This window comes from Nocardia sp. NBC_01503 (assembly GCF_036327755.1).
Classification (GTDB): Bacteria; Actinomycetota; Actinomycetes; order Mycobacteriales; family Mycobacteriaceae; genus Nocardia.
Genome location: NZ_CP109596.1, coordinates 2244284 through 2268974, shown reverse-complemented (window position 1 = coordinate 2268974; position 24691 = coordinate 2244284). Strand labels below are relative to the sequence as shown.

Here is a 24691-nt window from a genome sequence, read left to right as displayed (position 1 = left end):
GTTTCAGCCGCGCCGTTCTTTGTTTTTGCGCGACAATGCCCGCATTCCACGCGGTCCGGGGACGGGCAGATCCTCTTCCAGCGCCATCCACTCCGCCGTGGTCAGCCACTGCTGCTGAGCGCGCGCATCCGCTGTGTCGTTGAACACGCGGCGACCGCGATCATCACGCAGCTCATACGCCAGCACCGACCAGCGCGGCGGACGGCCGTGCTCGGCCACCTGATCGCGCAGATACGCCGCCACCAGCGTGCCGATCGCGTTCACCGGACGCAGTGACACCCGATTGCCGAACCGCGCGGCGTGGAAACGCCTTCCGGCACAAAGGGATCGGGGCGTCGCGTGATAGGCGATCCAGCCCGCGCGCTGCGCCCGCTCGATCAACCAGAGATGTTTGACCGCCGTCGGCGGGATATCGCCCACCCGATCCCGGATCAACTCCACGATCGGCTCCGACAGCAGAATGTCCCGGCGGGTGGGGCCGGTGCCGTGCGCGGTCCAGTACTCGTCGGTGAGTTTGGCCAGCACCCGGCCGAAATCGTCGACACTGCGCTGGGCGCGGCGGCCCAGGCGTTCGATGCGCTCGGCCTCGGCGCGCATATCGTTCTGCACGAGGTGGGTTTCGATCGCCGCCAGCGTCGGTACCTGACCGCGCTGTAGCAGCTCGAGAATGGCGCCCGCGGTGGCCGGATCGGCGGCGGCCGACACCGGTAGCGAATCCCGCTTGATGTCGTAGTTCTGCGGGCTGATGGCTCGACTGAGCAGTCCGACCGCGGCGAGATCACCGGCGAATTCGGTGCTGGAGAGCCAGGCTTCTGCGATGTCGTCGTGCGACGGCACTTGGGAGTTCCTCCAAAGAAATTTGGTTGTGCCCCGGTCGGGATGAGGGACCGGCCGGGGCCACCAACCTGATGAAGGTTTGGCTACCGAAGTTGCCGATGTCCACGGTAGCCAAACGATTGCGATCTTGCCGCATCGGTTAACTGGATCGTTATGTCCGGTCTGTGGAGTTGAAACCGAACACGCATCCGTAAATGGCGATCTTGGGCGGATGCAGTGTCCGGCTATCTCCCCTGGACACCCACGCCAAGAATTTGCTCATGGGCATCAGCAATATCGAGTTCAGCCCGGTCGGTATCGAACGGGCATCCAGAATGGATGTGACATACCCCACAGTTTGACGCCCCGGCGTGGTGGAGTCGGACGCACCGGGAGCCGCGCGGGCGGTGAATCGTTCGATGTCGGAGGTACTCGGTACCCTCGTGGCCGTGGCTCTGTACCGGAAGTACCGACCGGCAACGTTCGCTGAAGTGGTGGGGCAGGAGCACGTCACCGATCCCCTGAGCATCGCGCTCGACACCGGGCGGATCAGTCATGCCTACCTGTTCTCCGGCCCGCGCGGATGCGGCAAGACCTCCTCCGCGCGCATTCTCGCGCGCTCACTCAACTGTGCGCAGGGGCCGACCTCCACCCCGTGCGGGGTGTGCTCGTCCTGTGTGGCGCTGGGTCCCGGCGGCTCCGGCAATCTCGATGTCATCGAACTCGACGCCGCGAGCCACGGTGGCGTCGACGACACCCGCGAACTCCGCGACCGCGCCTTCTACGCGCCCGCCGAATCCCGCTACCGCGTCTTCATCGTCGACGAGGCGCATATGGTCACCACCGCGGGCTTCAACGCGCTGCTCAAGATCGTGGAAGAGCCGCCCGCCCACCTGATCTTCGTCTTCGCCACCACCGAGCCGGACAAGGTGCTCCCCACCATCCGCTCGCGCACCCACCACTACCCCTTCCGCCTGCTCCCGCCCGCCACCATGCGCGGCCTGCTCGGCAAGATCTGTGAGCAGGAGCATGTCGAGGTCGAAGAGTCGGTGTACCCGTTGGTGATTCGCGCGGGCGGCGGCTCCCCGCGTGACAGTCTCAGCGTGCTGGACCAGCTGCTCGCCGGTGCCGGCCCCGAGGGCGTCACCTATCCCCGCGCCGTCTCCCTGCTCGGCGTCACCGACGTGGCGCTCATCGACGACGCCGTCGACGCCCTCGCCAACTCCGACGGCGCGGCCCTGTTCGGCACCATCGACCGCGTCGTCGAGGCGGGCCACGACCCCCGCCGTTTCGCCACCGACCTGCTCGAACGCCTCCGCGACCTGATCCTGCTGCGCGCCGTCCCCGACGCCACCGAACGCAACCTGGTCACCGGCCCCGGCGATGTGATCGCCCGCATGCAGGACCAGGCCGCCCGCCTCGGGCCGGCCACCCTCGCCCGCCACGCCGAACTCCTGCACGATGGCCTCGGCGATATGCGCGGCGCGACGGCCCCCCGCCTCCTCCTCGAAGTCGTAGCGGCCCGCATGCTCCTGCCCGCCGCCTCCGACGCCGAAACCGCCACCCTGCAACGCCTCGAAACCCTCGAGCGCCGCATGTCCGGCGGAGCCATGCCCCCGGCCACCCACTCGACGGCCCCGGCCGCGCCCGCGTCGGCCCCCACGTCGTCGGCCCCCGCCGCACCCACGTCAGCGCCCCCCGCAGGTGGCGCTCCCCGCCGCCGCGGCGCGGAGGCCCTGGCAGCCCTGCGCGAAAATCGCGGCGGCGCAACCACTCCCACCACCCCGCAACAGCAGCAGGCCGCCACCCCGCCCGCACCAGCTCCCCCGCTGACACGCACGCCTCCGCCCGTTCAGCCCACCCCGCCCGCCTCCGCTCCCGTGGCCGCCACTCCGCCTGCGTCCGTCCCCGAAACGCCGGTGGCTCCGCAAGCGCCGGTGGCTCCGCCCATGCGGCAGCCACGATCCGCCCCGACCCCGACCACTCCGCAGCAGGCCCAGGCCCCGGTTCAGCCGGAACCCGATTCCGCTCGGCCGCCCGCACCCACCGTGCGGGCACAGGCTCCTGTTGCGGCCGCGCAAAATCAGAACTCGGCCGCCACGTCGCAGCCGGTCGCGTCGCCGATCGCAGTGGATACCACTGCGCCGCAGGGTGATTCGCCGGCTCGAACGCCCGTTGCCGCAGTTCGCCCGCCGGAGATGAATGCCGTCCGTGTTCCCGTTGTGGACCCCTCGGCCGGAGATTCGGTGTCGTCGGATGCGGAAGCGGCCACACCGACCGCGGAAACCGCTGTGCCGCAGGGTGATTCGTCCGATGCTGTTGTGTACGCCTCGAACGAAGAGTCTGAACCGACGCTGGATATACCTGTGCCGCAGATGGTTTCGAGTAGTCAACAGCCGCCTGCTCCCGCGCCCGCGGCGGCGGAGCCCGTCGCGGATCCCGATGTCGTCGAGATCGATCCCAATCAAATGGCGCTCGGTGTGGACGTCGACGAATCCGATGCCGCGGTGGCGGATGATCCGCTGCCCGCATTCGCGTTCGCGAGTGAATCCGGTGGTGCGGCAGCCGTTTCCGAGGTTGTCGCCCAGTTCGCGGCGGAGAGTGCGGCCGACGCGACCGTGGCCGACGGCACCACATCGGCGGGAGTTCCCACAGGTGGAGAACCCGCGTCGGTGGTCGATGCGCAGGTCGGCCCGGGCGCCGCGGACGCTCCGCTCGCCGAAATGGCCAGTGCTGCCGAACCCGCGCCGGAACCCCATGCGGTCGCGCCGGATCTTGCTGTCGTGCCCGAAGCTGTCGCGCCCGAATACGTCGCGGTATCCGAGCCTGCTGCCGTGCCCGAGCCCGCTGTCACCGCCGAAGTCCTTGCGCCGGAACATGTCGCCGAATCCGCGTCTGTCGTCGCGCCCGAACCCGCTGCCGCGCCCGAGCCTCTCGTTGCGGCGGAACCCGCTGTGGCGGAGTCGGCCGGTGATTCCGATGACGTGCTGCGGGAGATCGAGGCCGCGTGGGCCGATATTCGGGCCAAGGTGCGGGAGTTCGGTGCGGCGGTGCAGGCGTTGCTGTCCGGGGCTTCGGTGTCGCGACTCGAGGGGGCGACGATTGTCTTCGCCCATCAGCACGCACCGCTGGCCCAGCGGTTGTCGCAGCCGCAGAACCTGGACGCGGTCCGGTCGGCGGTCAAGGCCGTGCTCGGGCGTGATCATGACGTGAAGTGGGAAGTGGGGAGTGGGAGCGCGCCCGCGGCGCCGCAGGGGAATGCGGGCGGGGCGGGCAAGGGGCCCGCCGGAGGCGGCGCGGCTCCGAAGAAGGCCGCTGCCAAGTTCTCCCGGCCGAGCCAGGCCAAGGGCGCGACGAGTGCGGCCGCCACCACCGTGGCGGCACCGGTGGCCTGGGGGAGCCCCGCGCCGAGCGGTGGCGCTGCCGAGGCGGCGGGCGTCGCCTCGAACGGCGCGACGGCGCAGAGCGCGGGTATCGCATCGGCCAGTGGCTCGGGTACTGCGGTCGCGGAGCCCGCTCCGGCGGCGGTCGAATCGTATGTGCGGCCGAGCGCCGCGGCGGCGCGGAACGCACCCCCGGAAGACGATATTCCGCTGCCTGACGGGCCGGACTATCCGGACGACCCGGGGCCCTCGGACTACTCGCCAGTAGGTTATGACGGCGTCCCACCTGCTACTACGGACGAGGAGGAGCGGGAGATGCTGGCCGCCGCGGCCGTCCCGATCCCCGCCGAGGAGCGTCGCGACCCCGATGATGTGGCCTTGGAACTGTTGCGGTCCGAATTGGGGGCTACTCCGCTGGAGGGTTGACAGTTGCCCTGTGAGACGCATTAAGTTAACCGGAGTTCGCATCGGGCGGTACTATGATCGGGTGGCCGTGAGTATCGGTTCGGCGAAGTTCTAAGGTATGCCCAGGCGTACGGGTTGCCAAAGAGCGCGTCGGTCCGCCACTGGGGCTGTTTGTACAGCGTCAGATCGATCGGTCGAAGGACTGATCGGCGAGGTTATGGCTACGTGCTGACCGCACAACGCGGTGTCGGCGCACATTACGGAAGGAAAACTCCGATATGACCACAGAGGCCTACATTTACGAGGCCATCCGCACCCCGCGCGGCCGTAACAAGAAGGGGTCGCTGCATTCGGTCAAGCCGATCGATCTGACCACCGGTCTGGTCGCGGAGCTGCGGAACCGTTTCCCGAACCTCGATGAGGATCGGATCTCGGACATCATCCTGGGTGTTGTTTCCCCCGTCGGTGACCAGGGTGCGGATATCGCCCGCACCACCGTGCTGACCGCGGGCCTGCCCGACACCGTCGGCGGTATCCAGATCAACCGCTTCTGCGCCTCCGGCCTCGAGGCCGTCAACCTGGCCGCCCAGAAGGTCCGCTCCGGCTTCGATGACCTGGTCATCGCCGGTGGCGTCGAGTCCATGTCCCGCGTGCCGATGGGTTCCGACGGCGGCGCCATGTTCATGGACCCGAAGACCTCCTACGAGGCTTACATTGTCCCGCAGGGCATTTCGGCCGACCTGATCGCCACCATCGAGGGCTTCACCCGCGATGATGTCGACGCCTACGCCGTCCGCTCGCAGGACCGCGCCGCCGAAGCCTGGAAGAACGGCTACTTCAACGGCTCCGTCGTTCCGGTCAAGGACATCAACGGCCTGACCGTGCTGGACAACGACGAGCACATGCGTCCCGGCACCACCGCCGCCGACCTCGGCAAGCTGAACCCCGCCTTCGCCGGCATCGGCGAGATGGGCGGCTTCGACGCCGTGGCCATGCAGCGCTACACCTACGTCGAGGCCATCAACCACGTGCACCACGGTGGTAACTCCTCGGGCATCGTCGACGGCGCCGCGCTGGTGCTGGTCGGCAACGAGGATGCCGGTAAGGCCTCGGGCCTGACCCCGCGCGCCCGCGTCGTCGCGACCGCCACCTCGGGTGCGGACGCCACCATCATGCTGACCGGCCCGACCCCGGCCGCGTTCAAGGCTCTCGCCAAGGCGGGCCTGAGCGTCGATGACATCGACCTGTTCGAGATCAACGAGGCGTTCGCCTCCGTCGTGCTGAAGTTCCAGAAGGATCTGGCGATCCCGGACGAGAAGCTGAACGTCAACGGCGGCGCGATCGCGATGGGCCACCCGCTGGGCGCCACCGGCGCGATGATCACCGGCACCATGGTCGACGAGCTGCACCGTCGCAATGCCCGCTACGCGCTGGTCACCCTGTGCATCGGCGGCGGCATGGGCGTTGCCACCATCATCGAGCGCGTCTAACGCCCAGTCGGCGCGAGCGTGAGGGTCCGGAGGCGGCAGCCTGCGTAACCACGTAGGACCCCGCTCGCGCCGAAAATCGATTCAGACTTTTCTCGAGGAGAACCAAACACTATGACTGAGAACATGATCGGCTGGGAAAAGGACGCCGACGGCATCGTCGTGCTGACCATGGACGACCCCAACCAGGGCGCCAACACCATGAACCAGCTCTACAAGGATTCGATGAAGGCGACCGTCGATCGCCTGTACGCCGAGAAGGACGACATCACCGGTGTCGTCATCACCTCCGGCAAGAAGACCTTCTTCGCCGGCGGCGACCTCAAGAACATGATGAAGACCACCCCGGAGAACGCGGCGGACATCATGGAGGAGCTCGGCAATATCAAGGGTGACCTGCGTCGCCTGGAGCAGCTGGGCAAGCCGGTCGTCTCGGCGATCAACGGCGCCGCCCTCGGTGGCGGCCTCGAGATCACCCTCGCGACCCACTACCGCATCGCGGCCGACGTCAAGGGTGTGCAGCTGGGTCTGCCCGAGGTTTCCCTCGGCCTGCTCCCCGCCGGTGGCGGCGTCACCCGCATCACCCGCATGCTGGGCATCGCCAACGGTCTGATGGGTGTGCTGTTGCAGGGCAACAAGTTCAACCCGGCCAAGGCCAAGGCCACCGGTCTGATCAACGAGGTCGTCGGCTCGATCGAGGAGCTCGTCCCCGCCGCGAAGGCGTGGATCAAGGCCAACCCGGACAAGGGCGTGCAGCCCTGGGACGTCAAGGGCTACAAGATCCCCGGCGGCACCCCGTCCACCCCGGCGCTCGCCGCCAACCTCCCGGCGTTCCCGGCCAACCTGCGCAAGCAGCTCAAGGGCCAGAACATGCCGGCGCCGCAGGCCATCATGGCCGCCGCGGTCGAGGGCGCGCAGGTCGATTTCGACAACGCGTCGCTGATCGAGTCGCGTTACTTCGTCTCGTTGCTGACCGGTCCGGTCGCGAAGAACATGATCCAGGCGTTCTTCTTCGATCTGCAGTCGATCAACAACGGCGGTTCGCGTCCCAAGGACGTCCCCAAGCGTGAGATCAAGAAGATCGGCGTCGTCGGCGCGGGCATGATGGGCGCGGGCATCGCGTACGTCTCCGCCAAGGCCGGGTTCGAGGTCGTGCTGAAGGACGTCACCATCGAGGCGGCCGAGCGCGGCAAGAACTACTCGGAGAAGCTCGAGGAGAAGGCGCTCTCGCGTGGCAAGACCACCGAGGAGAAGTCCAAGGCGCTGCTCGCCAAGATCACCCCGACCGCCGATGCGGCCGATTTCGCGGGCGTCGACTTCGTGATCGAGGCCGTCTTCGAGAAGCCGGAGCTCAAGAACGCGGTCTTCCAGGAGATCGAGGACATCGTCGACGCCGACGCGCTGCTCGGCTCGAACACCTCGACCCTGCCGATCACCCTGCTGGCCAACGGTGTGAAGCGGGCCGAGGACTTCATCGGCATCCACTTCTTCTCCCCCGTGGACAAGATGCCGCTGGTCGAGATCATCCGCGGCGAGAAGACCTCCGACGAGGCCCTCGCCCGGGTGTACGACTACACCCTCGCGATCCGCAAGACCCCGATCGTGGTCAACGACAGCCGCGGCTTCTTCACCTCGCGCGTGATCGGCACCTTCATCAATGAAGCGATCATGATGCTCCAGGAGAACATCGATCCCGCGACCATCGAGCAGGCCGGTCTGCAGGCGGGCTACCCGGCCGCGCCGCTGAAGCTGAGCGATGAGCTCAACTTCGAGACCATGAACAAGATCTTCAAGGAGACCAAGGCCGCCGCCGAGGCCGAGGGCAAGGCCATCTCGGCCGCCTCGCTCGCGTCGGGCAACGTCATCGACACGATGATCGACAAGTTCGACCGCAAGGGCAAGCTGGGCGGCGCGGGCTTCTACAACTACGTCGACGGCAAGACCGCCGGCATCTGGGAGGGCCTGCGCGAGGCCTTCGGTTCCAAGCGTGAGCTGCCCGAGGGCGTCACCCTGCAGGACCTCAAGGACCGCATGCTGTTCATCGAGGCCATCGAGACCCAGAAGTGCTTCGACGAGGGTGTGCTGACCACCACCGCCGACGCCAATATCGGCTCGATCTTCGGCATCGGCTACCCGGCCTGGACCGGTGGCGTGCACCAGTTCATCGTCGGCTACCCCGGTGGCACCGCGGGCTTCGTCGCCCGTGCGGACGAGCTGGCCGCCAAGTTCGGCGAGCGTTTCGAGGTTCCGGCCTCGCTGCGTAAGTAGCAGGTAATACCGGAAGCGATTGCCGCACAGCGGATTCGCTGACAGATACGGCCCGGGTCGCGCACCGCGACCCGGGCCGTTTCGTATTCGGGTGGGTGTCACGATTGGCCGCGGCGCGAGGTGTTTCGGCGCGGAAGTACCGGATTTCCGGGAGTGGGTGACCGGTCGCGGGCTGGGAGCTGGGGCGAATCCCACCCACGTATCCTCGGGGCGCGCTACGTTTGGAATATGCGCGGGTAGAACATCGGAATCGCCCGTGGTTTCGGTGCGCGCTCGTCCAGTGCGAGGTGGGGTAGAGATGGAACCACAGCCGCGGCCGGGGGAATCCGGGAGCGACTCTACTCGGCCCGAAACCGCCACGCAGGCATACGTTCCCATGAGCCTTACCGATGAGCTCGAGGCCATGGGACTCTTCGATGCCGAGGAGGTCGGTCGTGGCGGCTTCGGGGTGGTGTACCGCTGTACGCAGCGGGTATTGGATCGAATCGTCGCGGTCAAGGTGCTTTCCACCGAGATAGACGAGGAGAGCCGGGAGCGCTTTCTGCGCGAGGAGCACGCCATGGGGCGGCTCTCCGGACATCCGAATATCGTCGATATCCTGCAGGTGGATGTGACGGCCAGCGGGCGGCCGTACATTGTGATGCCCTATGCCACGCACGGTTCGCTGGAGCAGTTGGTCCGCGATAGCGGCCCGCTGACCTGGTCGGATTCCCTGCGCGTCGGGGTGAAGCTGGCGGGCGCGATCGAGACCGCGCATCGCGCCGAGGTGCTGCACCGGGATGTGAAGCCGGCGAATGTGCTGCTCAGCCGTTATGGCGAACCGCAGCTGACAGATTTCGGTATCGCACGGATACCGGGTGGTTTCCGCACCTCGACCAGTTTGATCACCGGTTCGCCCGCGTTCACCGCGCCCGAGGTGCTCAAGGGTGACGAGCCGACCGTGCGCTCGGATGTCTACGGTCTCGGATCCACCCTGTTCGCCCTGCTGACCGGGCACGCCGCTTACGAACGGCAGGCGGGGGAGAAGATCGTCGCGCAATTCCTGCGTATCACCTCCCAGCCGTTGCCGGATTTACGCGAACAGGAGATCCCACCGGATGTCGCGGCGGCGATCGAGGCGGCCATGTCACCGGATCCGCGGGATCGGCCGGAGTCGGCGGTGGAGTTCGGCGAGCTGCTGCGCGCGGTGCAGACCGGGCATGGGCAGGTACCGGACGAAATGGCGCTGCTGGACGGGAGTGTCGCGGGCGAGAGCGCCGCATCCGATGCCACCCAGCAGTATTCGGGCCGCACAATGATGAACTCGCCGCGCAACAGATCGCTGACCTTGCGCCCCTCCACCTCGCCGAGCGGCACCTATTCGCCGATGGGCGGGTCCTTCACGCCGAGTGGCAACACGCTACCGCCCACTGCCGCAACGAAATTCCGGCCACCGACGCCCGCGCGCGAACCCGTGCCGCGGCGGCGACTTCTCGAGACACTGCGTGCGGGTGGCCGTCGGCGACTCGCGGTCATTCATGGGCCCGCTGGATTCGGTAAGAGCACGCTGGCCGCGCAGTGGTGCGCCGAGCTCACCGATCGCGGGGTGGCGGTGGCTTGGATCGGCATCGACCGGTATGACGACAATGAGGTGTGGCTGCTCGCGCACATCATCGCCGCCATTCGCCGCGTGCGGCCCGAGCTCGGGGCCGGGCTGGAGCAGGTATTGGAGGAGCGGCCCGCCGAGGCGGTGCCGTACGCCATCTCCGCGCTCATCGACGAGGTGCACGCGGGCGGCAACACCATTGTCGTGGTGGTGGACGATTGGCATCGGGTGACCGATACCGGTGCGCATCGGGTGATGGACGCCCTGCTCGACAATGGCTGTCACCATCTGCGTTTCGTGATCACCAGCCGAGAGCGCTCCGGACTGCCGTTGAGCCGTATGCAGGTCGCCGACGAACTGGTCGAGATCGAGGGTGAGCGACTGAGTTTCACCGCTGAGGAGACCCGGCAGATCCTGGTGGATCGGACCGGGCTGCCGTTGACCGATCGGCAGGTCGAGCAGATCTACACCGCGACCGACGGCTGGCCCGCCGCCATTCAGCTGGCAAGTCTTTCACTGCGCGCGGCCGAGGCCGACGCGGATCAACTGATAGCCCGAATCTCGGGGGACAGCAAGGCGATTCGCGAGTACCTCGCCGAGAATGTGCTGGACTCGCTGGAACCGGCGATGCTCGACTTCCTGGCCGCCATCTCGGTGCCCGAGCGGGTCAACGCCTCGCTCGCCGCGGCGATGAGCGGCAGCGCCGAGGCCGGTGAGCTGCTGGAGCAGGCCGAACAGCGGGAGCTGTTCGTACACCGCCTCTCCGATGATCCTTCCTGGTATCGCATGCAGCCCATGGTGGCCGAACATCTGCGCGCCCGGTTGGAGCGTGCCCAGCCCGGTCAGGTGAAAGCCCTGCACCGCAAGGCTTCCCGTTGGTACGCCGAGCATCAGCTGCTGCGGCAGTCGGTGGATCACGCATTGGCGGCGACCGATTTCAAGTTCGCGCTGGATCTGGTCGAGAACGGCGGGATGGATCTCATCGACCGCTCCAGGCTGGCGACCCTCTTCGGGACGGTGTCGAAATTGCCTGTGCAGCAGGTGACTTCGCGCAGCAAGCTATTGATGGCGTTGGCGCGCGCGAATGTGAACCTGCAGCAGTCGGGCGCGGCGCGGACCGCGCTGGGCCGCCTGTCCAGCATGCTGGCGCGCAGTTCGCCCACCGATGCCGAGGCGGTGAATCAGCGTTGTCAGGCCGCGGTTCTGGACGCCGCCGATCAGGTGGCGCGGGATCGCACCGACGGTGTGCTGGACAAGCTCGCCGATACGCTGCGCCTGGCCGATGAATTGCCACCGTGGACGGTGTCCACAGCGGCGAATCTGGCCTCCTTCGTGCGACTGTGCGAGTTCGACTTCGACGGCGCACGCCGTATGCAGGAGTGGGCGGCCCCGTATCACGCGCTCTCCGCCGATCCGCTCGGCGAGGTGTTCGGGTTGTGCGGTCAGGGCGATGCCGCCTATGAACAACTCGATATTGACTCTGCCACAACATATTTCGAACAGGCATGGCAGGTCGCGAGGGATCGCTCCGGTCCGCACTCGCAGCCTGTGCGGGTGGCGGCGGCGCTGCTCGGCGACCTCGCCTACCGCCGAAATGATCTGGAGGGGGCCGAACGCCTGCTGGATCAGAGTTATCAGCTCGCCACCCATGTCGGCCCGGTCGATTTCCTGATCAGCACGTTCGTCATCGGCGCACGGGTGAAGGCGGTGCACGGCGATCTCGACACCGCCGCCGCCCGCCTTGAGGAGGGTGGGCGAATAGCGTTGGATCGCAAGCTGATCCGGCTCGCGGCGCATATCCGCGCCGAGCGTTTCCGGCTGGGCCTGCCGCCGGATCAGCTCACCGCGGGGCTGGTCACCGATCCCATGGTCCGACCGTTGCGGCGATTGGCCGGTGCCTCCGTGCTGGCCGTGGAGGCGGAGGAGTTCGCTGCCGTCCGTGCCCTGCTGTCCCGGCACTATCGCGGCGATCATCGCGGCGACTCCGATGATCTCGCGCCGCTGGGTACCGATGACACAGCGGTGAAGCGGGCGCGCGCCCTGCACGCTCGGATTCGCGAGAAGAACCGTCCGCGGGCGGAAATGGATGCGGCGCTGCTGCTCGCGGAGTGCCTATCGGCCTCCGGGTGGGTGGGCGAATCCATCGCGGTCCTCACCCCCGTGGTAATCCGCTTCGCCGATCTCGGCTGGTCTCGCCCCCTGATCGACGCGGGTCCCGGGGTGCAGAACATCCTGCGCACCATGCGCACCCAGCTCCCGCTGATCGATATCGGCAACCCCGAAAACCCTGAACTGCCAAGGGCGTTTCTCGACAGCCTGTTATAGGCAATCCGCAGATTTTCGGCGAACCGCTGTCATAGCATGCCGGTACCTCCCTCCACGGGGCGATGGACATGGTCCAAACATCGCGCCCAGGAAGGAGGTGTGGGGTATGGGAAAACACCATAAGGAAGAGACCCCGGTCAACCGGGCTGCTGTCGTAACCAGCATTGCCGCGATTGCCGGGGTCATCTACTGCTTGGTCCGCCGACTGCGAGCCAGGTAAACCCACAGGATGGGGCGTCGTTCGCGCGGCGCTCCATCCGCCAGCATCACTTTCGTGACAGATCGAATGTACACCGAGCCGCGAGGCTCCTCCAGCGTTTCGCGCTGCGCCGGTCGCCAGCGATCCCGGAAGGTGTTCACAGCCAACCTCGAGGAATGTCATCGACAATCGCCGTCGTGCCGTTCACCGTTGCGCTGTCGCAGAGTCCGCCGCTGGCCCCTCCTCCCGCGCCACACGCACCGGCGGGTTCGGGGCATCGGGGTGGTTTCCAGCACGGGCTTTCGCTCTTGCACGGTTGGGTGCCGCAGGTCGCCATGTTCTTGGCGGTGTTCTTCCTGGTGGTGGCGATCGCGCGGTTCACGCGCCGCTGGTGGCTGCTGTGGGTACCGGTCTGCGTGGCGATCTCGGCCGGGGTGACCTGGGTGGCCTGGGCGTATATGAACGACGAAGGGCTGGCGTCGGATCCGGCCCCCGTACTGCTGTGGGTCTGCATCGGGATGATCGCGGCGGCGGTCGGCCTGGTGGTGGTGGGCTGGCAGGACGGAGCGTGGTGGCAGCGGATCGCGGCGGTACTGGCCATACCGCTGGCCCTGGTGAACGCCTTGATCGTGCTGGACCAGTGGGTGGGGTACTACCCGACGGTGCAGTCGGCGTGGGCCGCGGCGACCGCCGAGGCGCTGCCGCATCAGACCGGCCTGGCGTCGCTGTCGGGTCTGCGGAATACCAATGTTGGCTCGGGTCGTATTGTGCCGGTGGATATTCCGGAATCGGGCAGTCATTTCAAGCATCGCCGCGAGTACGTGTACCTGCCGCCCGCGTGGTTCGCGGGGCCCACGCCGCCCGCGCTGCCGGTGGTCATGATGATCGGCGGCGAGTTCAACACCCCGGCGGATTGGGTGCGCAGCGGTCAGATCATGCCCGCCGTCGACGATTTCGTAAATGGGAACAACGGCCAGGCCCCGGTGCTGGTGTTCGTCGACTCCGGCGGCAGTTTCAACAATGACACCGAGTGCGTGAACGGCACTCGCGGTGATGCCGCCGACCATCTCACCAATGATGTTCCGGACTATATGAAGTCGACCTTCGGGGTATCGGCCGATCCGGCGCGGTGGGCGGCGGTGGGCTGGTCCATGGGCGGCACCTGCGCGGCGGATCTGGCCGTCATGCACCCCGAATTACTGCACACCTTCCTCGATATCGCGGGTGATCTCGGGCCGACGGCGGGTAACAAGGAGCAGACGGTGCGCCGTCTCTACGGCGGAAATGCCGATGCCTGGGCACAATTCGATCCGCAGACGGTGATGGCGAAGCATGGACCGTACTCGGATATGGTCGGCGTCTTCGACGATCTGACTCCGCCGCAGCGGCAGGGCGGTCAGGGTGGTAATCGCGGCGGTAACTTCCGGCCGAAACAGCCTGCGGCAGAGGATGATTCGGTCGGCCTCGGCGGGCACGACGGCGTCTTCGACACCGGTGAACTCGGCGCGGCGAACACCCTGTGCGAGGACGGCCGCCACGTCGGCATCGACTGCACGGTGAATACCACCGAGGGCGGCCACACCTGGCAGTTCGCATCCTCGGCGTTCACCTCGACGCTGCCCTGGTTGACCGCCCGGCTGGGGTTACCGGTTCCGAACCTGTCCTAGGCCCTCCACCACGGTCGTAGCGGTACCGTCCAGGTCTGGTCCGAGCCGAGCTTGACGCCGAGTACCTGGTGCAGCTGCACCACATTGCGTTCGAAGCCGAGTTGGCAGCCCGCCATATACAGGCCCCAGACCTTGGCGGTGCCCTCGCCGACCTCGTCGACGGCCGCCTCCCAGTTCTTCACCAGGTTGTCGCACCATTCGGCGAGGGTGAGGGCGTAGTGCTGGCGCAGGTTCTCCTCGTGCAGCACCTCGAGACCCACATTCTGGATATCGGAGATGATGCGGCCGGAGCCGGAGAGTTCGCCGTCCGGGAAGACGTACCGGTCGATGAAGTCGCCCGCCTTGGTGGTGCGGGTGTTGTCCGGACGGGTGATGGAGTGGTTCAGGAAGGTGCCGCCGACCCGCAGCTTGGATTTGATGAATTCGAAGTAGGCCGGGTAGTTGTGCACCCCGATGTGCTCGGTGAGCCCGATGGAGGAGACGGCGTCGAAGTCACCCTCGCGCACATCACGGTAATCCGAGTGCCGCACCTCGGCCAGTTCGGATAGGCCCTCCTCGGCGATCTTCTGCTGCGCCCACTCGGCCTGCTCCGCGGAAAGCGTTGCGCCGATGACCTTTACGCCCTTCTTGGCGGCATAGCGCACCATGCCGCCCCAGCCACAGCCGATATCGAGCAGCCGGTCGCCGGGCTTCAGGTTGAGCTTGTCGAAGACGAGTCGGTACTTGTTCTCCTGTGCCTGCTCCAGGGTCCACTTCTCGTCCTCGTAGACCGCACAGGTGTAGGTCATGGAGGGGCCGAGCACGTACTCGTAGAAGGTGTTCGAGACGTCGTAGTGGTGGTGGATGGCCTCGGCGTCACGAGTCTTGCTGTGCCGCAAGCCTTCCAGGGCGATGCGCCGCCAGCGCGGCAGGGTCTCCTGCGGCGGCGGGGCGACCGGCTTGAGCAGTTCCCAGCCGAGCGAGCGTGCGATGACGACCAGCTGCATGGCGGTGGGGCGCCGGAACTTCAAGCCCGCCATGGCCTTCAGCAGTTCGTACGGGTCGCCCGCGTGCACGCCGTGCGCGATCATGTCACCGGAGATGTAGGCGCGGGCCATGCCCAGATCACCGGGTGCGTTGGCGACGTAGTTGACCCCGCGCGGGTTGATGATCTCCAGGCCGAATTCGGAGTCCTGCGGGCCGGTGCTGCTGCCGTCGTACGCGGTGAAGCGGATCGGGACCGGGCCGTCGATGAGGGTCTCGAAGATCTCGGCAATGGTGAGTTTTGTTCCGAGCTCGGCGAATACGTCGGAACGATCCTTGAACGTGGTCACTTGCGTTGCACCGCCTTCGAATACAGATCCAGTAGACGAGAATCCGGGTCGTAGGTTCGCTTGAGTTGGGCGTAGGTGTCGCCGCCGTAGTACAGCTCGGCGAACTCGTCCTGCGCGTAGTAGGAGTCCGAGTAGAGCGACTTGTGGCCGTCCAGCTCGGACACCTCGTGTTCGATGGCGCGGTTGGCCGCGCCCTCCTGCTGTCCCGGCGTGGTCGGCACGGCCGACCAGAAGCCGACGTTCACATAGTTGCGATCGGGCTCGAGCGGGTAGAGCGGCCAAGGGCGCTCCGGGCCGTCTGCCCCGGCGAGCCGGGAATCGGACGGAGCTCGCAATCGCAAGGGGCACAGCCAGATCGGCTCGATCGGGATTTCGCGCAGGAACCAATCCAGGAAGTCCGCGGTGCGCTCGATGGGCACCTCGATGTCCTGCACCACGCGTTCGCGCGGCAGATTGCCCTGGCGGGCCTCCATCCGGTCACCGATGTGGTACTTGTGATCGAGCGCGATGAGCTTCCAGTAGAAACTGCTGCGCCGGTACTTCTTCGGCCAGAACCGGCGGATCTTCGGGTTCTGTGCGCCGAAGGCGCGCGAGCACCAGAACCAGTCGGTGTCCCAGCGCCACAGGTAATCCGCGATGGTGAGGCGATCACGCTTGGGCTCGGCCGAATCGTGCTGGATGGACCGGTAGAAGATGTCCATATCGGTGTAATCGCTGACCGGACCGGGTTCATCGGTCCCGCGGCCGAGCACCAGGTAGCTCTCGTCGGCGGTGAAGACCACGCCGTCGAGGTAGTCGACCCGCTCTCCGGCGTACGAGTGGTCCGCGATTATCTGCGCCATGGTTGTTTCCAACTCCCGCAGTTCATGAAACCTTATGTGCCGCAGGGCCACATAGGGTTCGACCGCTTCGAGCTGAATCTTCAACCGAGTGGAGTAGCCGAGGGTGCCGTAGGAGTTGGGGAAACCGTGGAAGAGATCGGCGTACTCGCCGTCCGGTGTCGCGGTGATGATCTCCCCGGCGCCGGTGAGGACATCGATCTCGAGGACGGATTCGTGCGGTAGACCGTTGCGGAACGAGGTCGATTCGATACCGAGTCCGGTGACCGCGCCGCCGAGGGTGATGGTCTTGAGCTGCGGTACCACCAGCGGCGCGAGTCCGTACCGCAGGGTGACGGCGACCAGATCCTCATAGGTGGTCATGCCCGCTACGTCGGCGGTCTTGGCCTGCGGGTCCACCGCGATGACCTGCGTCAATCCGGAGACGTCCAGGCCGGGTGCGGTGTTCTCGGCCCGGGCGCGAAACAGATTGGAGGTCTTCTTGGCCAGTCGGACGTTCGCATCGCGCGGTATCGCGCGATAGGAGGCCAGGAGTCGATCGACTCCGGCCTGATGCGCGGCGAACCCTGATTCTTGCGCGGCTGGTGCGCGGCCAGCCTTCCCCAACAGACTCAATGCCACCCCCGGAACGCTAGCCTGCACGAACCGGTACGGCCAGCAGAACCACACCGGCGGGCCGGTTTTTCACGCATAGTTTCCATCCGCCTCAACACCCGCTACCAGCCGCATATCGAGTCTATTCCCGCAAACGCCGTGATTATAGTTACGCGCGCTAACTATCGGGGTACTCGCATCCGGCCGAGCACGGCCGGCGGACGTCCGTCGGCGTAGCATTTTCCGCGGCACAGGGCACCTAGCCGGGAAAAGTTAAGGAGCACATGGTGGGACAGGTCAGCGCCTCCAGTTCGATCGTCGTAGCAGCGGATCCGAAGCACGCACTCGACGCGATCGCGGATTACGAGTCGGTGCGGCCGCGCATCAACTCCTCGCATTACGAGAACTACAAGGTGATCGAGGGCGGCAAGGGTGCGGGCACCGTTGTGGATTGGACGCTGAAGGCCACCGAGAAGCGGTCACGCAATGTGCACGCCACCGTCTCGGTCTCGGATTCCATGGTGACGGAACGGGATTCGAACTCCTCCATGGTCACCACCTGGACGGTCACCCCGCAGGGCGGCGGGTCGCTGGTCACCACGCGCACCAGCTGGAAGGGCGCGGGCGGCATCGGCGGCATCTTCGAAGGCATCTTCGCACCCCTCGGCCTGAAGAAGATCCAGGCCGAGGTGCTGGAGAACCTGAAGCGGGAACTGGCCTAGTCGGACGTCTGCTCGGCCGCGATATCGAACAGGTTGCCCTCGGGGTCGGCGAAGGTCGACCAGATCACCCCGTACTCGTCGAAATCGGCGATGTGCTTGGCGCCGAGGGCAACCGCGCGTTCGTGCTGCGCGGGCAGATCATCCGCGGTCAGATCCAGGTGGATCACATTCTTGCCCGGCGTCTTGTCCGGGACCTGGATGAACATCAGCGCGGGGGAGTGGCCGGTGCTCTCGCCGACGGTCGCGAATTGCGCGTTGCCGCCCGGATCGACGGTGCGCTCCAGCAGCTGCGCCCAGAAGTCCGCGAGTTCGGCGGCGTCGGCGCAGTCGACGGTGATGTGGGCGATCTTCAATCCCATGATGTTTCTCCTTGTCAGAGCCGGCCGATGGGCCAGCAGATTTCGGTGATGTAGTCGGCCTCGGCGACATCGCCGGGGCCGGCCAGGTAGAGCTCGCGTACGGGTTCCGCCAGGGCGGTGTCGTGTTCGGCGACATGACTGCCGAGCGCGCCGTAGCTGAGGTCGAAGTCGGTGAACGGGCCGTGATGCACGGCCACGGCGAAGTGCCGGGCGGGTAGCTCGACCACGGTGCCGACGGCTCGCGCGCGGTCCCGATCGGCCGGAGCGACGGGCACGAAGGCCACCACCTCGCCGCGGTCGTGTTCGAAGAACTCCAGCGCGTACGTCGCGCCGCCCGGACCGGCGGGCTGTACCCCAGCGGCCTCCAGCGACTCATACAGCGTGGCGAAGCTGGTCCCGCACCATTCGTCGATCCCGTCGCGAGCCACCGTCGCGGTCACCGACAGCACGGGATGACTTGCGACGGAACGGTATTCGACGTGCAGCGGCTTGTCGCTCGGTGGTAGCAGCAGGGCTCGCAGTGAGGCCACCACATCGCGGGTGCGGGTGAGTTCGGCTTCCATGCGCTCCAGATGTGCCCGCAGTGCGGTATCGCGCGCCGTGCGATCCGGTGCGGAGAGCACCGCTTTGATCTCCGGCACCGGCATATTCAGCTCGCGCAACCGCCGAATGAGATGCGCCTGCTCCACCTGATCGGTCGAGTAGAACCGGTACCCGGTGCTCGGATCCACCGTGGCCGGGGCCAGCAATTCGATCTCGTGGTAGTAGCGCAGTGCTTTCACACTGAGGTAGCTGAGCCGGGAGAACTCCCCGATCGGAACCGTCGCTGTCATGCCTTCAGCGAACACTCTCCTACCGGGGGAGAGTCAAGGGCGGCGCGCGGATCTGCGACTAGGCTGGGTGCGGTTACTTCCCCCGCAGAGAGGACACGCCGTGCAACCCGGTGGAGAGTTCGATATCCAGCAGTTGATGGCCCAGGCCCAGCAGATGCAGGCAGCCGTGATGGCCGCACAGCAGGAGATCGCCCAGTCCGAGGTCGATGGCGAGGCGGGCGGTGGCCTGGTGCGCGCCAAGATCCGCGCCACCGGTGAGGTGCTGTCGCTGACCATCGACCCCAAGGTGGTCGATCCCGAGGATGTCGACACCCTGCAGGATCTGATCATCGGCGCGCTCAATGACGCCATGGAGAATGCCCAGCAGTTGGCGGCCGATCGGCTCGGCCCGCTCGCCGGTGGTCTCGGCGGCGGCGCGCTCCCGGGCTTCTGATGTACGAAGGTCCGGTTCAGGATCTCATCGACGAGCTGGGCAAACTGCCCGGCGTCGGCCCGAAGAGCGCGCAGCGCATCGCTTTTCACCTACTGGGCGTGGAGCCGCCGGAGATCGACCGCCTGCAGGCGGCGCTGCAGAAGGTGCGCGACGGCGTACGGTTCTGTGCCGTCTGCGGCACGGTCTCCGATGGCGAGCTCTGCCGTATCTGCTCCGACCCGCGTCGCGATCGCACCATGATCTGTGTGGTCGAGGAGCCCAAGGACGTACAGGCCATCGAGCGCACCCGGGAATTCCGCGGCCGCTATCACGTGCTCGGCGGCGCCTTGGATCCATTGTCCGGTGTCGGCCCGGATCAACTCCGTATTCGGGAGCTTTTGCAGCGCATCGGAAACCAGGATGACGGTGTCGATGTCAGCGAGGTGATCATCGCGACCGACCCCAATACCGAGGGTGAGGCGACGGCCACCTATCTGGTCCGCATGCTCCGGGATTTCCCCGGACTCAGTGTCACCCGCCTGGCGTCGGGCCTCCCGATGGGCGGAGACCTGGAATTCGCCGACGAATTGACCCTGGGCCGGGCACTTTCCGGCCGCCGGGCGTTGTAAATCGGGCTTTCATGTCCATACCGGCGGCGCCAATGCCGCCGGGTGTGGGCATGGAATGTGCTGGCTGTTCCGAGGTATATCCGCTCCCGCGCCCGCGGCGTGTAATGCCACCACGGCGGCGAGAGCTGCGGCGATCCCGGCCAATACGGCCAGGCTCTTACGCAGCCTCGGAGTCGCGGCTTTCTTGGGGCGTAGCCTCACAGTTCTCTCCTTATTCCGGGTGGAACGTGGGAACAGCGGAGCACGAAATTAGTGAAAGGCTAGCGTTCCTGCCGCCGTGCATGGTTACTCGGGAGGGTATGGAATCCCGAATCGAGACATTGTTGTTATTGGAAGGTGAGGCGCTGCCAATCGAGCACGTCGAAATGCGACCGGTCACCGATAGTCCATGACCAGATCAGATCGGCGACGGTCGAGGGATCATCGACTCGTACGGTGTAATGCCGCTCGGATGAGCCATCCCGGTATTCGACGTCGTAGCGCCCGTCTTCATGGCGATAAGTCTGGATATACATCTGATCGCCGCTTTCCACGATCAGATAGGGGCCCGGCGCTCCGAGCTCGGGAACCCAGAGATGCGCGAGTTCGCGTGTCAGATAAGGAAAGTCACCGGCCCCGCCGTGCGATACCGCGACCGGCACCGATCCGGCGGGATCCATGAGCCAGGCCAGCTGCGGATCGTAGACCGCGTACCCGCGCGGGGTGGCCAGCTCGAACAGCAGGGCGCGCACATGCCCGATGGCGTCATAGGGGCTGGAGACGAACAGCGCCTCGCCCATGGCACCGTCGGGTGCGGGCGCGCCGAGGAATTCGTCCGCTTCGGCGAGTTCACCATTGCGCCGGTCGAGCTCGGCGGCCATCTCGGCCACCGGCTCGGCGGCGGGTTTGCCGTTCTGCGCGGTCAGGAACGCATCGAGCGCGGCGGGTGTGGTGGCGACACCGGAGGGCAGCAGAACGTGGTCGTAGCTCACCTGACCAGGCTAGTAGTCACCCCGCCAGGGTTTGCCGACCGGTACCCGTGGTGAACTCGGGCTGCACGCATTCGCAGCCGCCCGCGATATCGGAGCAGTCGGCCAGATAGGGATGGCGTAGCCGGTCGGTATCGGTGCACGCCCAGTCCGTGCACTCGGCCGAACCGTCGGCGTGTGCGATCAGTGTCCCGAGACAGTGGTTCATGAAACCTCCTTCGACCGTCTGCCCGAAATCCAAGCACTCGGGTACGACAACGGTGGGAGGTCACCGCGTGTCGTCCGATCTGTCGGGAATAAAGCCGCGTGTCCCGGGCTGGCGTGGTGAACTTACCTATGGGGATTCGGGTTTCCCTCGAACATCGCACCACCTACACCTTCGATCGCCCCGTGCGTATCCATCCGCACGTGGTCCGATTGCGACCCGCGCCGCATACGCGCACCGCGATCCAGTCCTACTCCATGCATGTCGCCCCGGCGGATCACTGGGTGAACTGGCAGCAGGACGCCTTCGGTAATTTCCTGGCGCGCCTGGTGTTTCCGGAACCGGCGCGGGAGTTGTCCATCACCATCGGGCTGATCGCCGATATGGACGCGATCAATCCCTTCGACTTCTTCGTCGAGGATGCCGCCGAGCACGTCCCCTTCACCTACGCGCCCGCGCTGGCCGCCGATCTGGAGGTGTACCTGCGCCCCGTGGACGAGAGCGAATCCGGTTTCGGGCCAGGACAATCGGTGCGCGACTGGGTGGCACGACATCGGCCGCAGGGCAGTCCGCGCACCATCGAATTCCTGATCGGGCTCAATCAGGCGCTGCGCGAGGATGTCGGTTACACCATTCGGCTCGAACCCGGTGTGCAGACACCCGATCACACGCTGAACACCGGTATCGGCTCCTGTCGCGATTCGGCCTGGCTGCTCGTCTCCATCCTGCGCGAATTCGGGCTGGCCGCCCGCTTCGTCTCCGGGTATCTCATCCAATTGGCCCAGGACGTACCGTCTTTGGACGGCCCGTCGGGTCCGCCCGCCGACTTCACCGATCTGCACGCCTGGACCGAGGTGTACCTGCCCGGTGCGGGCTGGGTGGGTCTGGACCCCACCTCCGGGCTCTTCGCCGGTGAGGGCCATATCCCGCTCGCGGCGACCCCGCATCCGGTCTCGTCCGCACCGATCACGGGGGCGACCGATCCGGTGCGGGCCACCCTGGCCTTCTCCAATACCGTGCATCGCATCCACGAGGATCCGCGAGTCACGCTGCCCTACAGCGATATTCAATGGCAGCGGATATCCGCGACCGGGGCGACGGTCGACGATCGCATGCGGGCCGCGGGTATCGACCTCACCATCGGCGGTGAACCCACCTTCGTCTCGCTCGACGATCAAACCGGCCCGGAGTGGACCACCGACGCCGACGGCCCCCGAAAGCGTGAGCGCGCGGCGGATCTCGCACAGCGTCTGCGCCGCATCTACGCGCCGGACGGTCTGGTGCAGTACCGACAGGGCAAGTGGTATCCCGGAGAACCCCTGCCGCGCTGGGAGATTGCCATGCTGTGGCGCACCGACGGCGAGGCGCTCTGGCAGCATCCGAGCCTGCTTCGCAATCCCTGGCTGCCGCCGGCCCCGTCACCACCGGTCACACCGCCCGAAAGACCGCGGGCCGCAGGGGGTTCCGCGCCGAATCGAGGTATCGGAGTCCCCGCCCGCACGCAGACGGCGGCGGTGCTCGATCCGCAGTCGAGCACCACCGCACTGGAGAACGGATCGCCCCCGGAGTCCCGGGACGCACTCGAATCATCGGCGGATACAGCCGAATCCGGCTCATCGCCGCAGGCCGACGCCGGAACCGCCTGGGCCGTCATAGCGCATATCGCGCAGGGTTTGGGTCTGCCGGACTCCCAGGTACGGCCCGCCTACGAGGATCCACTGCTGCGGGTGGCGGCACGGGCCGCGCTTCCGGCGGGCGAACCCGTTGCCGCCTGGGATGATATTGCCCCGGAACAGGATTCGGTGCAGGCTCGCAAAGAACTGCTGGCCCGCCTGGATACCTCCGTGGGGGAGCCGGTCGCCTATGTGTTGCCGCTGTACCGCCGTTCGGACGAAGCGGGCTGGGCCAGCGCCGACTGGCGACTGCGCCGCGGCCGAATCATGTTGACCGAGGGCGATTCTCCGGCCGGACTACGCCTGCCACTGGGCTCGATCTCCTGGCGCGCACCCGCGCGCCGCCCGGAATCGGACCCCTTCGCACCGCGGCTACCGCTGGAACCTTATGAACCGGACGCCATTGTGGAGTCCGCCGATCGTGCCCCGATCACCGCACTCGTGGCCGAGATTCGCGATGGGCAGCTCTTCGTCTTCCTGCCCCCGGTCGAAGAGTTCGGGGCCTTCTGCGATCTGGTGCACCGGGTCGAGGAGGCGGTGCTGGCGGTCGGCCAGCCGGTGGTGCTGGAGGGCTACGGTCCGCCCGTCGATGCGCGGCTGCAATCGCTGTCCATCGCCCCGGACCCGGGCGTGATCGAGGTGAATGTGCAGCCCGCCGCCAGCTTCGCCGAACAGTCCGATCTCCTGGAAACCCTGTACGAGCAGGCCAGATTGGCGCGCCTGAGCACCGAATCCTTCGATGTGGACGGTACCGATCGCGGCACCGGCGGCGGTAATCACATCACCCTGGGCGGCCCCACCCCGGCGCGGTCACCGCTGCTGCGCCGCCCGGATCTGCTGGTCTCCATGCTCCGCTACTGGCAGCGTCATCCGGCCCTGTCCTATCTGTTCTCCGGTCGTTTCATCGGTCCCACCTCACAGGCTCCGCGCGCCGACGAGGGTCGCGTCGAGGCGCTCTATGAAATGGAGATCGCCTTCGCCGAAATCGCGCGACTGAGTGGTGGTTCCGGTGATGTTCCCGCGGAGAACTCCACCGCGCCCTGGGTGGTCGACCGCGCCCTGCGGCATCTGCTCACCGATCTCACCGGCAATACCCATCGCGCCGAATTCTGTATCGACAAGCTCTACAGCCCGGACTCCGCGCGCGGACGCCTCGGTCTGGTGGAGTTGCGCGGCTTCGAGATGCCACCGCATTTCCGCATGGCCATGGTGCAGTCACTGCTGGTGCGCGCCCTGGTGCTGCGGTTCTGGGAGCACCCGTACACCGCGCCGCTGCTGCGGCACGGCGCGAATCTGCACGGCCGCTATCTGCTCCCGCATTTTCTGACCGCCGATATCGCCGATGTCGCGGCCGATCTGCGCTCGCACGGTATCGAATTCGATATCAGCTGGTTGGATCCGTTCGCCGAATTCCGTTTTCCGAGGTTCGGCACGGTGGTACTCGGGGATATGGAGATGGAGTTGCGCGGGGCCATCGAACCCTGGAACACCCTGGGGGAGCAGACCACCGCCGCGGGCACCGCCCGCTATGTGGATTCCTCGGTGGAGCGTATGCAGGTGCGGGTGACCGGGGCCGATCGCGGCCGCTACGCGGTGACCTGCAATGGCTTCCCGATTCCGCTGATGGCCACCGGTAAGGCCGATGTCCAGGTCGGCGGGGTTCGGTATCGCGCCTGGCAGCCGCCGGAGTCACTGCATCCGACGATCACCGTGGACGCGCCGCTGATCTTCGATGTGGTGGATCTGGAGACCGGTCTGTCGCGCGGCGGCTGCACGTATCACGTCTCACATCCGGGCGGGATGTTCTACGCCGGTCCACCGGTGAACGCCGTGGTGGCGCAATCGCGGCGCAATCGGCGCTTCGAACCGGCCGGGCATACCTCCGGCCCGGTCGACATCGCCGATCTGCGTGCCAAAATGGCTATACAGGCCACCGATATCGGCGCTCCTGGGATCCTCGATCTACGCCGGGCGCGCACGGTGTGGGGCGCCGGCGACCGGTAGGCATA

Annotated in this window: 15 protein-coding genes and 1 pseudogene; 9 read left to right on the top strand and 7 right to left on the bottom strand. The window is 66.6% G+C overall.

Features of this window, described 5'->3' with window-relative positions; all coding sequences use genetic code 11:
- Window positions 1-3: 3 nt before the first annotated feature.
- A complete protein-coding gene (locus tag OHB26_RS10210) occupies window positions 4-837 on the bottom strand; it encodes a hypothetical protein (RefSeq protein WP_330183948.1) in 834 nt (277 codons plus the stop codon).
- Window positions 838-1265: 428 nt separating this feature from the next.
- Between OHB26_RS10210 and OHB26_RS10205 the strand changes: the two are divergent.
- The 5 genes and pseudogenes from OHB26_RS10205 to OHB26_RS10185 form a co-directional block, all read left to right on the top strand.
- Window positions 1266-2894: pseudogene (locus tag OHB26_RS10205) on the top strand (DNA polymerase III subunit gamma and tau); the annotation flags it as partial.
- Between the two features lie 1988 nt (window positions 2895-4882).
- Entirely contained in the window at window positions 4883-6094 is a 1212-nt protein-coding gene (locus OHB26_RS10200; RefSeq protein ID WP_330183947.1) for an acetyl-CoA C-acetyltransferase, read from the top strand.
- Between the two features lie 111 nt (window positions 6095-6205).
- Complete coding sequence (locus OHB26_RS10195) at window positions 6206-8359, top strand: 3-hydroxyacyl-CoA dehydrogenase NAD-binding domain-containing protein (RefSeq protein ID WP_330183946.1); 2154 nt, start codon at window positions 6206-6208, stop codon at window positions 8357-8359.
- A gap of 298 nt (window positions 8360-8657) precedes the next feature.
- Window positions 8658-12269, top strand: a complete 3612-nt coding sequence (locus OHB26_RS10190; protein ID WP_442942893.1) for a protein kinase domain-containing protein — start codon at window positions 8658-8660, stop codon at window positions 12267-12269.
- A 375-nt stretch (window positions 12270-12644) separates the two neighbouring features.
- Window positions 12645-14135, top strand: a complete 1491-nt coding sequence (locus tag OHB26_RS10185; protein ID WP_330183944.1) for an alpha/beta hydrolase — start codon at window positions 12645-12647, stop codon at window positions 14133-14135.
- Here the strand turns inward: OHB26_RS10185 and OHB26_RS10180 are convergent.
- Both OHB26_RS10180 and OHB26_RS10175 read right to left on the bottom strand, forming a co-directional pair.
- Window positions 14132-15448 (bottom strand): class I SAM-dependent methyltransferase, encoded by a 1317-nt coding sequence (locus OHB26_RS10180; RefSeq protein ID WP_330183943.1) that lies wholly within the window; start codon window positions 15446-15448, stop codon window positions 14132-14134. The two genes, OHB26_RS10185 and OHB26_RS10180, sit on opposite strands and share 4 nt — an antisense overlap.
- Window positions 15445-16902 carry an FAD-binding oxidoreductase gene (locus tag OHB26_RS10175; protein WP_330185568.1) on the bottom strand — a complete coding sequence of 486 codons (1458 nt, stop codon included), beginning with the start codon at window positions 16900-16902 and terminating at the stop codon, window positions 15445-15447. The genes OHB26_RS10180 and OHB26_RS10175 overlap by 4 nt, the downstream gene beginning before the upstream one ends.
- 266 nt (window positions 16903-17168) lie before the next feature.
- On the opposite strand from OHB26_RS10175, the gene OHB26_RS10170 reads away from it, so the two are divergent.
- Entirely contained in the window at window positions 17169-17603 is a 435-nt protein-coding gene (locus OHB26_RS10170; RefSeq protein ID WP_330185567.1) for an SRPBCC family protein, read from the top strand.
- Here the strand turns inward: OHB26_RS10170 and OHB26_RS10165 are convergent.
- Window positions 17600-17962 (bottom strand): VOC family protein, encoded by a 363-nt coding sequence (locus OHB26_RS10165; RefSeq protein ID WP_330183942.1) that lies wholly within the window; start codon window positions 17960-17962, stop codon window positions 17600-17602. The two genes, OHB26_RS10170 and OHB26_RS10165, sit on opposite strands and share 4 nt — an antisense overlap.
- A 14-nt stretch (window positions 17963-17976) precedes the next feature.
- Window positions 17977-18795, bottom strand: coding sequence for a MerR family transcriptional regulator (locus tag OHB26_RS10160; RefSeq protein ID WP_330183941.1), 819 nt, complete (start codon window positions 18793-18795; stop codon window positions 17977-17979).
- 100 nt (window positions 18796-18895) lie between these two features.
- On the opposite strand from OHB26_RS10160, the gene OHB26_RS10155 reads away from it, so the two are divergent.
- Together OHB26_RS10155 and recR are read left to right on the top strand one after the other, a co-directional pair.
- Window positions 18896-19228, top strand: coding sequence for a YbaB/EbfC family nucleoid-associated protein (locus OHB26_RS10155; RefSeq protein WP_330183940.1), 333 nt, complete (start codon window positions 18896-18898; stop codon window positions 19226-19228).
- Window positions 19228-19836 (top strand): recombination mediator RecR, encoded by a 609-nt coding sequence (gene recR, locus OHB26_RS10150; protein ID WP_067569305.1) that lies wholly within the window; start codon window positions 19228-19230, stop codon window positions 19834-19836. Before OHB26_RS10155 ends, recR begins: the two co-directional genes overlap by 1 nt.
- 326 nt (window positions 19837-20162) lie before the next feature.
- On the opposite strand, the gene OHB26_RS10145 is transcribed toward recR, so the two are convergent.
- Complete coding sequence (locus OHB26_RS10145; protein WP_330183939.1) at window positions 20163-20807, bottom strand: hypothetical protein; 645 nt, start codon at window positions 20805-20807, stop codon at window positions 20163-20165.
- Between the two features lie 16 nt (window positions 20808-20823).
- On the bottom strand, window positions 20824-21012 hold the full coding sequence (locus tag OHB26_RS10140) for a hypothetical protein (RefSeq protein ID WP_330183938.1): 189 nt from the start codon (window positions 21010-21012) through the stop codon (window positions 20824-20826).
- 128 nt (window positions 21013-21140) lie between these two features.
- Between OHB26_RS10140 and OHB26_RS10135 the strand changes: the two genes are divergently transcribed.
- Complete coding sequence (locus OHB26_RS10135) at window positions 21141-24686, top strand: transglutaminase family protein (protein WP_330183937.1); 3546 nt, start codon at window positions 21141-21143, stop codon at window positions 24684-24686.
- Window positions 24687-24691 lie beyond the last annotated feature (5 nt).

Excerpts from the sequence above, each read along its gene's own strand:
- OHB26_RS10195 (WP_330183946.1), top strand. The coding sequence starts at position 6,206 with ATGACTGAGAACATGATCGGCTGGGAAAAGGACGCCGACGGCATCGTC.
- OHB26_RS10135 (WP_330183937.1), top strand. The coding sequence starts at position 21,141 with ATGGGGATTCGGGTTTCCCTCGAACATCGCACCACCTACACCTTCGAT.
- OHB26_RS10190 (WP_442942893.1), top strand. The coding sequence starts at position 8,658 with ATGGAACCACAGCCGCGGCCGGGGGAATCCGGGAGCGACTCTACTCGG.
- OHB26_RS10160 (WP_330183941.1), bottom strand. The coding sequence starts at position 18,795 with ATGACAGCGACGGTTCCGATCGGGGAGTTCTCCCGGCTCAGCTACCTC.
- OHB26_RS10185 (WP_330183944.1), top strand. The coding sequence starts at position 12,645 with ATGTCATCGACAATCGCCGTCGTGCCGTTCACCGTTGCGCTGTCGCAG.
- OHB26_RS10140 (WP_330183938.1), bottom strand. The coding sequence starts at position 21,012 with ATGAACCACTGTCTCGGGACACTGATCGCACACGCCGACGGTTCGGCC.
- OHB26_RS10165 (WP_330183942.1), bottom strand. The coding sequence starts at position 17,962 with ATGGGATTGAAGATCGCCCACATCACCGTCGACTGCGCCGACGCCGCC.
- recR (WP_067569305.1), top strand. The coding sequence starts at position 19,228 with ATGTACGAAGGTCCGGTTCAGGATCTCATCGACGAGCTGGGCAAACTG.
- OHB26_RS10200 (WP_330183947.1), top strand. The coding sequence starts at position 4,883 with ATGACCACAGAGGCCTACATTTACGAGGCCATCCGCACCCCGCGCGGC.